Origin of the sequence: Paenibacillus sp. URB8-2 (genome assembly GCF_013393385.1) — a bacterium.
Taxonomy (GTDB): Bacteria; Bacillota; Bacilli; order Paenibacillales; family Paenibacillaceae; genus Paenibacillus_AQ.
The window spans coordinates 4,123,460-4,136,307 of record NZ_AP023239.1; the positions used below are offsets into that span (position 1 = coordinate 4,123,460).

11 protein-coding genes and 1 pseudogene are annotated in these 12,848 nt (G+C 47.5%); 5 read left to right on the plus strand and 7 right to left on the minus strand.

Translation table 11 applies throughout. The features are described from left to right. Window positions 1-169: 169 nt before the first annotated feature. From PUR_RS19050 to PUR_RS19070, 5 genes are all read right to left on the minus strand, one after another. A complete protein-coding gene (locus PUR_RS19050; protein WP_179036602.1) occupies window positions 170-379 on the minus strand; it encodes a hypothetical protein in 210 nt (69 codons plus the stop codon). A 13-nt stretch (window positions 380-392) separates the two neighbouring features. Continuing rightward, a complete protein-coding gene (locus tag PUR_RS19055) occupies window positions 393-914 on the minus strand; it encodes a PRC-barrel domain-containing protein (RefSeq protein WP_179036603.1) in 522 nt (173 codons plus the stop codon). 107 nt (window positions 915-1,021) lie between these two features. Continuing rightward, window positions 1,022-2,167: a cysteine desulfurase family protein gene (locus tag PUR_RS19060; protein ID WP_179036604.1), complete on the minus strand. Its 1,146-nt coding sequence runs from the start codon at window positions 2,165-2,167 to the stop codon at window positions 1,022-1,024. 208 nt (window positions 2,168-2,375) lie between these two features. Then, window positions 2,376-4,064 (minus strand): glycoside hydrolase family 13 protein, encoded by a 1,689-nt coding sequence (locus PUR_RS19065; protein WP_179036605.1) that lies wholly within the window; start codon window positions 4,062-4,064, stop codon window positions 2,376-2,378. A gap of 26 nt (window positions 4,065-4,090) precedes the next feature. Next, window positions 4,091-5,476 (minus strand): MFS transporter, encoded by a 1,386-nt coding sequence (locus PUR_RS19070; RefSeq protein ID WP_179036606.1) that lies wholly within the window; start codon window positions 5,474-5,476, stop codon window positions 4,091-4,093. A gap of 329 nt (window positions 5,477-5,805) precedes the next feature. On the opposite strand from PUR_RS19070, the gene PUR_RS19075 reads away from it, so the two are divergent. Both PUR_RS19075 and PUR_RS19080 read left to right on the plus strand, forming a co-directional pair. Continuing rightward, window positions 5,806-6,819 (plus strand): LacI family DNA-binding transcriptional regulator, encoded by a 1,014-nt coding sequence (locus PUR_RS19075; RefSeq protein ID WP_179036607.1) that lies wholly within the window; start codon window positions 5,806-5,808, stop codon window positions 6,817-6,819. A gap of 87 nt (window positions 6,820-6,906) precedes the next feature. Further along, window positions 6,907-7,788, plus strand: coding sequence for a glycosyltransferase family 2 protein (locus PUR_RS19080; RefSeq protein WP_179036608.1), 882 nt, complete (start codon window positions 6,907-6,909; stop codon window positions 7,786-7,788). A gap of 254 nt (window positions 7,789-8,042) precedes the next feature. Here the strand turns inward: PUR_RS19080 and cymR are convergent, their stop codons facing one another. Then, complete coding sequence (gene cymR, locus PUR_RS19085) at window positions 8,043-8,462, minus strand: cysteine metabolism transcriptional regulator CymR (protein ID WP_179036609.1); 420 nt, start codon at window positions 8,460-8,462, stop codon at window positions 8,043-8,045. A gap of 281 nt (window positions 8,463-8,743) precedes the next feature. Here cymR and mnmA point away from each other — a divergent pair, with 281 nt between their 5' ends. Continuing rightward, window positions 8,744-9,862 carry a tRNA 2-thiouridine(34) synthase MnmA gene (gene mnmA, locus PUR_RS19090; protein ID WP_179036610.1) on the plus strand — a complete coding sequence of 373 codons (1,119 nt, stop codon included), beginning with the start codon at window positions 8,744-8,746 and terminating at the stop codon, window positions 9,860-9,862. Between the two features lie 133 nt (window positions 9,863-9,995). Here the strand turns inward: mnmA and PUR_RS19095 are convergent. Next, window positions 9,996-10,871 (minus strand): annotated as a pseudogene (locus PUR_RS19095) (replication-associated recombination protein A); the annotation flags it as partial. A 233-nt stretch (window positions 10,872-11,104) separates the two neighbouring features. Between PUR_RS19095 and PUR_RS19100 the strand changes: the two are divergent. Both PUR_RS19100 and PUR_RS19105 read left to right on the plus strand, forming a co-directional pair. After that, window positions 11,105-12,169, plus strand: a complete 1,065-nt coding sequence (locus PUR_RS19100; RefSeq protein WP_179036611.1) for a hypothetical protein — start codon at window positions 11,105-11,107, stop codon at window positions 12,167-12,169. 209 nt (window positions 12,170-12,378) lie between these two features. Next, window positions 12,379-12,834: a hypothetical protein gene (locus PUR_RS19105; protein WP_179036612.1), complete on the plus strand. Its 456-nt coding sequence runs from the start codon at window positions 12,379-12,381 to the stop codon at window positions 12,832-12,834. Window positions 12,835-12,848: the final 14 nt, after the last annotated feature.

A 12,848-nucleotide genomic window follows, 5' to 3' on the forward strand; every position in this document is an offset into this window, starting at 1 on the left:
AAACTGGACTGGCTTGTAAAGTAAGTATATGTCTGTCCGCCGAAAAATAACCGCCGTTTATCGCAAACAAAAAGAAACGCCCAACCACCCCTGCCGCATTATCGCAGCAAGGAGACTGGACGCCATCCATCTTATGTAACCGCCTCTTGAGACAAGCGATCAGCTTGCCTCAGGAAGTGGCGTGAATATGAGGAAACTCCTGGACCATTTCCTCTCCGCAGAACAAATCGTCCAGCGAACTGAGCGTGCCGTCTTCTTCAACCTGATAGACCGACATTTTCTCGCCGTTCACCGTCAGTTCGATGAAACATCCCCAGCAATAAAATTGATGGGAACCGATCTTACCGATATCCTTGGACCCGCAGTTTGGACACTTCATACATACATTCCACCTATCCGTTGACGATATTAATATTATTTTCCAAGCGTTCTTCACTAAGTGCGGGAACCAGAACCGCGTTCTCCCCAATAGTCATTTCCGGCAAACAAGGCAGCCATTTACGGCCTTCCATCAAATCGGTCACCAGACCGTCGCTGATTTCCAGTGCTACTATTGTGTTTCCCAACTTTTGGTCAAAATAAACATCGGACACTTTTCCAAGGATCGTTCCGGTCTCCGTCACGACCTGCAGGCCTTTCAGTTTGCTCTTGCCCTCCAAGAAGGTGTGGGGTATGCTGTCCGCGTCCTTCTTCCGAATGGACTCCTCACTCTGTATCATCACGGCATCCTCGCCATAGGCGACAATGTCTTCCCATGCCACAACTTTCACATGACCGCCGAAAAAAGATTTGCTTTCCAGTTCAATACCCGTAATGTTCCAGTTTGAATCCAAAATACAATCGACAATTTTGCCGATTTCTTTACCTTCATCGACTCCAAATACGTTAAGACCGACAAAATCTTGGAGTTTCATGGCCGCAGATCTCCTTACATTAAGGGAGTCTAGGAGAATTCAGGCAAGCCTTAACGCCGCCGAAGCTCCTGAAACGAAGGGAATACCTTCCCCGGCGACAAAAGACTCTAGTCTTTATTACGCAGCCGTTTGACAATGGTTTCAATTTTCCGGGCAACATGTTCCATTTCTTCAGTAGTATTACCCAAACCGGTGCTGAACCGAATCGCGGAGCTTAAATAATCATCCCGAAGATTCATCGCCTTCAGCACATGCGAGATTTCGATGGAACCGGAGGTGCAGGCCGATCCGCTCGAGGCGGCTATCCCCTCCATGTCGAGATTCATCAGCATGACGTCCGAGCGAACACCGGGAAAGCTGATATTGGTAATATTCGGCAGTCCATGCTCGATATCCCCATTAATATGGTAGGCGTCCCGTCCGATTCCCTGGTCCAGTCCATGAAGCAGCCGGTCCCGAAGCAGCAAGGATTCCTCATGCTTGTCCGCTTGACCCTGTACGGAGAGTTCAACCGCCTTGGCAAATCCGGCCGCACCGGCCAGATTCTCCGTCCCCGCCCGGCGCCCCCGTTCCTGCAAGCCCCCGTGCAGCCGGGGATGAAGCGGCGCGCCGCGCCGGACATAGAGGCCGCCGATTCCCTGCGGTCCGTTGATTTTGTGAGCGGTAAAGCTCATGTAGTCCACAGGCAAATCAGACAGCGAAATCGGGACCGAGCCCAGCGCCTGCACGGCGTCCACATGGAATAATATGCCCCGCTTCCGGGCCAGCCGGCCCATCTCTTCAATGGGCTGAACCGTGCCCACTTCATTGTTGGCCAGCATGATGCTGATCAGAAACGTGTCGTCCCGAAGCGCGGCTTCGAGGTCTTCCAGAGCAACCCGGCCCGTTCCGTCGACAGGAAGATAAGTTAAGGAATATCCTTCCTTCTCCAGTTCCTGGCAGGCATGCAGCACCGCGTGGTGCTCAATGGCCGTCGTAATAATATGACCGCCTTTGCGGGAATGAGCCGCGCCGAACAGCGCCAGGTTGTCGCTCTCCGTGCCCCCGCCGGTAAATATCCATTCATCGGAGAAACAGCCCAAAGAGGCGGCGATGGCATCGCGCGCCCCGTTAACCGTCTTTTTGGCGGAGCGCCCGAACGTATGCACGCTGGAGGCATTGCCAAATTGTTCCGACATTATCTTCATTATGACCTCTGCTACCTCCGGGTGAACCGGCGTTGAGGCGGCATGGTCCAAATAGATCGGCTTCATATATTAAACTCACTGTCCTTATCTGTAATTCTGTCCATAAAATTGTATATCATCCGGCATACCTATAGGTTACCATTAATTAACAAAATAAATACAATCTTGTGACCGTGCTAAGAGAGCATACCGCAAAAAGGCAAGACCGGCAAGGGCTTCGCCCAAAACGGACGGCTTGCCGGTCTTTTTTTGAAAAAATAACTAATTAACAAAGCTACTGCCTTAACGAGAATACCAGAGCCTCATAAGGTCGTAATTGGAAAGAAGCGATATTCCTTACGCTTTCAGGGTAATTCCCGATCACCCATGCCGCAGAAGTATAAGAAGCAAGAGATACAGGCAATTGAAACAATGGGGTACTGTCGCTAAAATTACAAATGACCAGCCACTTCTCATCATTCCAGGCTCTCGTATAGGCATAAATTTCCTCGTGCTTCTCCAGAATCAAGTCATATTTGCCGTAAACCACAATGTCATTATCCTTACGAAGCTGAATCAACTGTTGATAGAAGTAAAATATAGAATTGGGGTCAGCCAGCACGTTCTCTGCGTTAATAGCCGTATAGTTCGGATTGACTTCAATCCACGGCGTTCCGGTCGTAAACCCGCCATTCGGTTCTCCATTCCACTGCATCGGAGTGCGGGCGTTGTCCCGGCTTCTGTGATGAATGGCGTTCAGCATGGCGTCATGCGCAATCAGGCCGCTTCCGCAGAAATCCCGATATCCGTTAACCGTCTCAATGTCTCTGTAATCTTCAATGCTGTGGAAATGGACATTGGTCATTCCCAGTTCTTCCCCTTGATAGATATAGGGGCTTCCCTTCAGCATATGCAGGCAGACGGCCAGCATTTTAGCTGAGATAACGCGGTATTCTTCGCTGTCATTGCCAAAGTTCGATACGGCCCGCGGCTGGTCATGGTTGCTCCAGTACAGACTGTTCCAACCCTTCTCCTCCAGCCCATACTGCCATTTGCTGAAGATCGTCTTCAGCTCGGTCAGCTTCCAATCTTCTACCGACCAGCGTCCATATTCGCCATAACCCAGATTGACATGATCGAAATGAAACACCATATTCAGTTCGTTCCGCTCATCGCCCGTATAGAGCATCGCCTCTTCGATATCCACAACCGGCATCTCTCCTACAGTCACAAGATCATACCGGGACAGCACACTGGAATTCATTTCCTGCAAAAATTCATGAATTCGCGGACCGTTCACGAAATAGGGCACACCGTTTCCATAAACCAAGCCCTTCGGAATTTCTCCATCCGGCAGAAGCGGAACCTTGGAGATGAAATTGATGACGTCCATGCGGAACCCGTCGACGCCCTTGTCAAGCCACCAGGTCATCATCTCGTAGATTTCGTTCCGCAACGCCGGGTTCTCCCAGTTTAAGTCCGGCTGCTTCCTGCTGAATAGGTGCATGTAATATTCCCCGGTTGCCGGATCAATCTCCCAGGCCGAGCCGCCAAAGAATGAAGCCCAGTTATTCGGCTCCTTCCCTTCTCTTGAAGACCTCCAGATGTAGTAATCCCGGTAGGGACTGTCCTTGGAGGATCGGGATTCCATGAACCAGTTGTGCTCGTCCGATGAATGGTTGACGACAAGGTCCATCATGATTTTGATTCCGCGTTCATGCGCCGCATCCAGCATCTCATCGAAATCAGCCATCGTACCGAATTCCTTCATAATATTGCGGTAATCGGAGATATCATATCCGTTATCGTCATTGGGAGACTGATAGACCGGAGACAACCAGATCACATCAATTCCCAGCTCCTGCAAATAGTCCAGCCGTGATGTAATACCCTTCAGATCGCCAACTCCGTCCCCGTTGCTGTCCTGAAAACTGCGGGGATAAATTTGATAAAATACAGCTTCTTTCCACCATTTCTTTTCCATTTGCTGACCTCCGATTATAGATGACTTTATTTAGCGGTTTTCACGAATTGTAGTTCTTTTACAATACCCGGAAATAATTTATCGAGGTTGTAAAATGCCAATAGTACAATTTGCAGGACAGCCAAAATGATTGGAGCATATATAAACATGAAATGAATGGAGGAAAGCGCGGATGCACTGATTGTAGCTTGCCCGCCAACATATCCTCCCAATGCCAGTCCCCAACCGATGAGTGCCGCTCCGAAACCGCCCCCCGCCTTTGTGCCGAAGCTTCCCGCGCTGTATACCAGCCCCTCGGTACGCATACCCGTCTTCCATTCGCCGTACTCGATGGTATCCGCCAACATGGCAAAGAAGGTACCGAGTATAGCGGCATGCCCGAGCGCTTTAATAACCAATCCCAGGCAGACAATCGTGAGACTTTCGGGACCGAAGGCAATGACAAGCGACCCCAAAATCAGGAGGAGACTTCCGATAATGGATGAATTGCGTTTGCCGATTCGCTTGACGACCGGGGACAATAACGCATATCCAAGCAGGGAAGGAGCGAGCAAGGACAAGCCCAACAGTCCAACCAGGTCGGCGTCTTTTAGCACATATCGCGCATAGTAAATATTCATGCCTGAGCCCATTGCGTTATTTATGAAGTAGACTACAGCAAATCCAAGGATCAATTTCCAGTATTTATTCCGCATCAACGCTCCAAAAGCGCGTCTAAACGGGATAGGCTTCTGCACAACAGATGGAGTAACCGTTTCCTTGGTACTGAAAAAAGTAACGAGAAAAAAGAAGGTTCCGAGCAAACCGAACAGAATAAAGGCAAAAATCCAGCCTTTTTGACCGCCGCCGAATGATTTCACCAACGGGAGGGTAAAATAATTGATTAACAAGGCTCCTATAGTCGCCAAAGTCATACGAAAAATATTAAGAAGGGAACGCTGGTAAGCATCCTGCGTCATCATGGAATTGAGCACGCCGTAGGGGACATTAATGCCGGAGTAGATAAAGTTCATCAGCAGATAGGTAACGTAAACGTATACAATAGTGACCGTCATATTTCCTCCGGGAACGGTGAACAAGAGAACCCCGGACATCGCAAATGGACCGGACATCCACAGCAGCCAAGGACGGGCCTTCCCGTGCCTGGTCTTCGTTTTATCGACCAATGCGCCTATTCCGACATCAACAAACGCATCCAGCACACGAGCAATCAGCATTAAAGTGCCAATGATCCCGGCGCTGATCCCAATTACATCCGTGTAAAAGTAGGACAGAAAAGTCATTGCGGCGGCAAACAGCAGCTGGCTGGCAAAATCGCCGAAACCATAGCCGATTTTCTCTTTCAGCGTAATGTTTGAATCCGCTTTCAGCAAAGTCTCGTTTCCTTTTACAACAATATCGCTCATGCTCATGCTCCTTTTCCATTTTTATTCTCTAAAATCCATGTCCATTCAGAAAACGTTTTCTAATATATCAAAAAATAAACCTAAAACTCTTAAATCAACCACTATATATATAAAAAAATGGGCTAATTCAGGTTTTTATCTGCAATATACGAGAAAACGTTTTCTGTAACCGATTATACTCCTCCCTATCTAACAAGGTCAAGCGCTTTCTTTTCTCCGGGATTTCAGTTAGCTGGATAAATAAATCAAGAAAAGCTGATATAATAAACTAACTTGCCGTAAACCTTTCTTCCAGAAAACCTTTTCCAATATTAGCTTGAAAGCCGGTGTGCATAATGAAAATAACTATAAAAGATGTGGCTCGAATGGCCAATGTCTCCATTTCAACGGTTTCCAGAGTAATCAATAATAGCCAAACGGTGAACAGTGAAATCCGCAAACGTGTTCTGGACGTCCTTGAAGCCACTCAATTTCGTCCGAATGCCATAGCCCGAACGCTGGTCAAGAATAACACTTCCCTGATCGGAGTGCTTTTGCCCGAGATTAAAAACAACGTTCTGGACGACATGGTCGAAGGCATCAATCAAGTGGCGCATCTGTACGGCTTCGACGTCATGATTGCACTGTCGGGGGGGAACCCGGACTCTGAAATACACTATTACAACCTGTTCCGTGAAATGCAGGCCAGCGGAATTATTATATCGGCAAGCGGTATCCGGGATTCGCTGTTCGAGCTCATTGAAGCGGCGGGGATTCCCTGCATCCTTGTAGGCCGGGATTTTCGCGAACAATCCATTCCTTCCGTACATGTCGACAATACCTCGGCCGCTTTTGAAGCGGTAACTTATCTGATTCAGCAGGGGCATCGGGATATCGCGATGCTGCGGGGAGCAGCGGGGGATATTTCAGCGGGCAATCAGCGCTTTCTGGGCTATGAACAGGCATTGAAGGCCGCTCAACTGCCTGTACGTCCCGAACGCGTATTGGAAAGCGGCCTTTCGGTTGAAGACGGCATAACCTCAATGAGAAAGCTCTATCTTTCAGGCCCATTGCCTAGCGCGGTGTTCTGTGCGACGGATCGAATGGCCATTGGCGCTATGAACTTTCTGACCGAGAATGGGGTAAAAGTACCCGAACAGGTCTCCTTCTTTGGATTTGACGACATTGATATGGCTGCGATAATCCGGCCAAAATTGTCAACGGTCCGGTATTCAGCATCCGAACTGGGCATGGTCGCCGCCCGCAATCTCATTAAGCTTATTAAAGGAGAGGAATTGGCTGCTGTCCACTGGTCCATATCGCACCAGTTGGAAATTCGAGACAGCATCGCCAGGTTGGTTAAGCGGTAATATGCCTTTTTTCTGTCCTTTTATCGCGCATTAGTGTGTCTCATCATAACCTATTAATGAGAGACAAGGACTTAGGAGGAATGCCTGGTGCCAAGAATATCTGTAATTATGCCGGTCTACAATAATGCAATGTATTTACAGGAAGCAGTTAACACAATCTTATTGCAAACGCTAAACGACCTGGAATTGATCATCATCGATGACGGATCAACTGATGGATCAGCAGGAATCATACATGAAATAAGGGACACTAGGGTAAGGAAAATATTCCATTCCGAGAATATGGGTATTGTAACTTCTCTGAATCAAGGACTCGATCTAGCTCAAGGTCAGTACATCGCGCGTATGGACAGCGATGATATAGCTGCACTAAACCGCTTGGAAGTGCAGGCTTATTTTATGGATCAGAATCCAAGCATAGATATTTGTGGAACAGGATACACAACTAACTATCTTGGACCGGTCAGGTTAAATCCTATGAATCACGAGGAAATAAAGGTCTGGCTATTATTTTACTGCTGCATATTACACCCTTCCGTGATGATGCGCCGAAGTTCAGTAGATCGTCTTCATATTCGCTATGATCATAACTACCCCCATGCCGAAGATTACGAACTGTGGAATAGGCTTTCCACATGCGCGCAATTAGCAAATATCCCCCATAATTTAATGTATTATCGACTTCATGGGGGACAAGTGTCCAATACGAAGCGAGTTATACAAGATGATTCGGCGCGGAGAATCCGTCAGAGACAACTTTCTGGGCTAGGCATCCAATTATCGGATGAGGAATACGCACAATTCGTTAAATTGGCTGAGTTCCGGGTTAATGCTGAAAATTATGAGGACTATCAAGCAGCAGCAGGTTTTGCTAATTGGCTAATTGAGCGAAATAGACAATCCCGTGTGTTCAACGAAGAACTTTTAACCATGGCTCTATCCAGATGTATATCAAGAGTTCCCTACTAATAATAAAAACACGCCTAATATGATCCAAATTAACGTTCTGAGATAATTACGCGAGGTTGGACGATTCATCTTACTCTCTAATTCGGTCACACGTTCCTCAAGCTCCCATATTCTTTGCTCTTGTTCCAAAGGTGATCTTCCCTCCCTAAGAAATACCCGAATTTTCGGGTTATTTTTTTATTGTAAAAAAGCCCCCAAATGGGGGCTAAAATATGGATACACCAACGTTTTTACTACTTCAGAGAAAACTGAAGTTAAATATAGAACATGTAGTTGTCGATATGGCTCTCTTCCTTGAAAGTGATCAGATCGGCGAGGGTGGTGGAGTCGAGCACATCGGCGATGCTATCGCGGATACGCAGCCACAGGTCGCGTTTGGCCGGATCATCTTCTTCCGTAAAGTCGACGGGAGAGATCGGACCTTCCAGCACGCGGATAATATCCCCGGCCGTAATATTTGATGCTTCACGGGACAAAATATAGCCGCCGTAAGCGCCGCGTATACTCTTAACGAGGCCCGCGTTGCGCAGGGGGGCAATCAGCTGCTCCAGGTAATGCTCGGACAATCCGTTTTTTTCAGCAATGCTTTTTAAAGATGTTGGACCTTCGCCAAACCTGACGGCGAGTTCCATCATGATCGTTAATCCGTATCGGCCTTTTGTCGATATTTTCAAAGGGGCACCTCTTTCAATATTATAGCTGGGTATAGTATAATTAGCAGTTGGTCAAAACCTTAAGATAAATCAGCGTATTCCGATGACCACTCTTGATTTTATGTTATCATATCCGCAGACCTATTTGAAATACAAAACGTAATTTTTTTTACAAATGTGTTCATTCAGGGTGGACAGTGATGACATTGGATGAGATGGTCTTGCGGACACTAACCCCGCCGCTGTTTCGGGCAAGACCGCTGTTAAGCTTTATCAATCTATATAAAAGATGGTGATCCAGGGTGGAAAAAGCAAATGAAAATACCCGCGTCGTTGTCGGCATGTCGGGGGGAGTGGACTCCTCCGTTACGGCGCTGCTGCTGAAGCAGCAGGGCTATGACGTCATCGGCATCTTTATGAAGAACTGGGATGACACCGACGAATTCGGCGTCTGCACAGCTGAAACCGATGCGGAAGATGTGCGCCGCGTATGCGAGCAGATCGACATTCCTTACTATACCGTAAACTTCGAGAAAGAATACTTTGATAAAGTGTTCACTTATTTTCTCGACGAATATAAGGCCGGGCGCACGCCGAACCCGGACGTCATGTGCAACCGGGAAATCAAGTTCGGCGAATTTCTGAACCGGGCGCTTCAGCTCGGCGCCGATTATGTGGCGACAGGCCACTACGCGCGCGTCGTGGAAGAAGGCGGCGAATTTAAGCTGCTCCGCGGCGTTGACGCCAACAAGGATCAGACCTATTTCCTGAACGCCTTGAACCAACAGCAGCTGTCCAAAGCCATGTTCCCCATCGGCCATCTGCCGAAACCGGAGGTCCGCCGGATCGCCGAAGAGGCAGGACTGTATACGGCGAAGAAAAAGGACAGCACCGGCGTCTGCTTCATCGGGGAACGTAATTTCCGCGAATTCCTGAGCCAGTATCTGCCGGCCCAATCCGGCGACATGGTGGACATCGCCACCGGCGAGGTCAAAGGCCGCCACGACGGGCTGATGTACTATACGCTCGGCCAGCGCCAGGGCCTCGGCATCGGCGGCTCCGGCACGGGCGAGCCGTGGTTTGTCGCGGATAAAGACCTCAGCCGCAATATTTTGTATGTCGTTCAAGGAGACAAGCACCCGAGCCTGTATTCCACGGGCCTTGTCGCTTCCGGCGTAAACTGGATCGACGGGCGCGGTCCCGGCGGCGAAGCGCTGCGCTGCACGGCGAAGTTCCGGTATCGCCAGCCGGATCAAGGCGTCACGCTGACGAAGCGCGAAGACGGCACTGTGCATGTCGCCTTTGATACGCCGCAGAAGGCGATTACGCCCGGACAGGCCGTCGTATTTTATGACGGCGAACTCTGCCTCGGCGGCGGAACGATCGAATACGCCGAAAAGGTTGTGCCGCAGCCGCAATAATCGTCCGGCTTAAGCGGGGATCAAGAGCTTCAACGAGTTTTTAAAGCATTAGAGCCTTTGCCAGAGTGTGCCAAGCGGCACGCGGGCGAGGGCTCTTTTTCTACGTAAAACCGGCGCTGGAAATCTGGCCTCACTATTCCCGGCGCAGCGCCTGATTATGGCGGATCTTTACTTCGCTACCCTGCTCGGTAGCCTGGTAAAAGACCCGGCGCGAAATCGCCTTGGGCAAATACTCCTGCTTCACGTAATGGCCCGGGAAATCATGCGGATATTTATAACCGCCATGTCCCAAAGCGGCGGAGCCTTTGTAATGCGTATCCCGCAAATGCAGCGGAACCTCGGCCGATTTGAGCTCATCGATCGCCGACATCACCCTGGAAATCGCCATATACACCGCGTTGGATTTCGGGCTCTCGACCGCGAACAAAATCGCCTGGGCGATGTTGAGCTTCGCTTCGGGCCAGCCGTTGTTGCGGTAGGCCTCCAGCGCACTGACCGCCTGCACCATCGCCTGCGGGTTCGCAAGTCCGATATCCTCGCTCGCGGCCGCGATTAGACGGCGAATGAACACAATCGGGTCCATCCCTAGCTTCTCCACGGCGTAGAGGAACCAGAACAAGGCGGCGTCGCTGGAGCCGCGGATGCTTTTGTGAAAGGCGGAGAGCACGTCGTACTGCGTCGACTCGTCCGCTTTGACGGTCGGCCGGCGGATGGAGTCCTCCGCCACCTCAAGCGTCACATTAACGGTTCCGCCGCTGTCTGGCGGCGTTGTCAGCGCGGCCAGCTCCAGCGCGTTCAGCGCCCGGCGGATGTCTCCGTTCGCCATCGTCGCGATATGATCCAGCGCGGCCTCGTCGACCTTCAGATCCATAAAGCCGAGCCCTTTGTCCCGGTCCTCCAGCGCCCGGCGCATCGCGGTCAGGCTGTGCTCCTTATTTAGTGGCTCCAGTTGAAACAGCGTGGACCGGCTCATAAGGGCGCCGTTCACATAATGAAACGGGTTCTCCGTCTTATATGTATTTTATTGCGAGAAAACAGAGTTATAGAACCCTAATGTTCTTCAATTGCAGTAATGACAAGGAATATATACTATCATAATAATTCTCCAATACTAGTATTGGAGAATTATTATGATTAAGAAATATATATACGAATCTTATCCAAGGACAATTTGGAGGAAAATAATTGAATTTATTTTCACTGACTTCTATACTCTTATTATATACGATTTAAGGAGTTAAATTGGAGGAGAAAATGCACCCGAATAAGAATTTTGTTTTCGTTACAAGAGAAGTTAAAACAACAATCGCTAATGGTCGAACGGTCAGCTACATGTCCATTGCCTTACAAGACAAAAGAAACCAGTTCCTTGTAACTCACCCTGTTACAGATTTTATTCGTTCAAGATATGCAGGGTTGAACAATAACAATACTCAGAAGGCTCCGGCAGAAGCAATAAAAAGATTCTTAAACTGGCTCTTAATCGAACAATGTGAGAAGTATCAATTGCAATCATTTGAGGATATTGGCGTTAATCACGGGAGGGATTATATAGAATATTTAGGAACCGAAAGAAATAACAAGCGTTCAACAGTCATGGCTGCAGATCGTTATTTAACTGAATTCTATTATTTCCTTTATAAAAAAAAGGTTAAGCATTTGGAAATTCGTTTGAGAAGGAACATGGCCGGTAATGATGTTCCAGTATCTCCTTTTATTGAAGCAGAGGTCTCATTCCCAGAAGAAGATAAAGCTGAAATAACGAAGATTACAGATTTCCCTGATCTGAAATTAATTCCATTATTCATTGATACCGCAATGGAAGTAGCGTCGGATATAGCTTTCGGTATCTACGTTCAATTTTTCGGGGGCTTAAGGAAAGGCGAAGTTGTGAATCTTAACAGGGCAAGTATAATAGCCAAAGGTGACTACGGGAGTAAAGGATTAAAACTAATTGTTAAAGACAAACCTGAACTCTTCGATCGATTGTCTGATCTAAGCAAAAACAGGGTCAAGTCTCCACGTACTCAACCGGTACAGGTGATATCCACTTTACCCATTATCTATAAGCAACTCCTAAGTCGTTTAGAACAGAATAAAAGTGATAACCTCGGTCAGCCAATTTTTCTAGATGAAAATAATAATGCGATGAGCGGTGCTGTTTATGAAAAGCGTTTCAAAAGAGTTAAAGATGCATTTATAAAAAAGCTAGTGAAAATGAAATCGCCACACCTTCCGATCATCCAGAAATATAGTTGGAGTACTCACATCGGCAGAGGCATCTATACGATTGTTAAGGGGAGATAAATCACTCGATGCCGCTCTTGAATATATGTCATTAATGAGAGTCATTAATGAAGTACACCAATGTCTTGAGGATATGTACGAAAGCGTGGCTAAAGAACGCTTGAAGATTCAGTACAATGAAAAGTTCAAAAATCCAGACTCCAAAACAAGCAACCAAGATAGAGAATCACTAAGTAACAGAATAACAATAGACATATAAGGAAGGTATCATGAATCAGGAGCAGAAACCCTATATATCAAAAAAAGACATCAGGTTAGTTTACAAGTGGCATTCTGAAAAGGTTGACCAGTTGATTAAGGATGGTCATCTTGAAAGAATCGATACTTCTAATGGACCAAGAATATCAAGAGAATCTATAGAAAAATATTATCTATTTGAACAGAACATTTTGGAAAATTATATATCCCCAAAAGCCGTGATCTTACACCTATTTGGCTATCAAAAACCCCATACCAACATTGTTGAGACGCTTGAAAAGAAAGGTTATATTGATAGCGTTGTTCTAGATTATCCTATTAACCGATATAGAAAATGGGTTTCGAAACGATCAATTTCCACTCTTTTTCAAAAACTTGAGGAAGATTTCATAAGTTTTGAAGAAGCACGAGAACAATTAAGTCTACCCTCATCAAAACTTTATCTAAAAATAAGACTAGTACCTTGACCTATTTTTATTCT

Coding starts and splice junctions, on each gene's coding strand:
- PUR_RS19065 (WP_179036605.1), bottom strand. CDS start 4,064: ATGGAAAAGAAATGGTGGAAAGAAGCTGTATTTTATCAAATTTATCCC.
- PUR_RS19060 (WP_179036604.1), bottom strand. CDS start 2,167: ATGAAGCCGATCTATTTGGACCATGCCGCCTCAACGCCGGTTCACCCG.
- PUR_RS19075 (WP_179036607.1), top strand. CDS start 5,806: ATGAAAATAACTATAAAAGATGTGGCTCGAATGGCCAATGTCTCCATT.
- PUR_RS19050 (WP_179036602.1), bottom strand. CDS start 379: ATGAAGTGTCCAAACTGCGGGTCCAAGGATATCGGTAAGATCGGTTCC.
- PUR_RS19055 (WP_179036603.1), bottom strand. CDS start 914: ATGAAACTCCAAGATTTTGTCGGTCTTAACGTATTTGGAGTCGATGAA.
- PUR_RS19070 (WP_179036606.1), bottom strand. CDS start 5,476: ATGAGCATGAGCGATATTGTTGTAAAAGGAAACGAGACTTTGCTGAAA.
- PUR_RS19105 (WP_179036612.1), top strand. CDS start 12,379: ATGAATCAGGAGCAGAAACCCTATATATCAAAAAAAGACATCAGGTTA.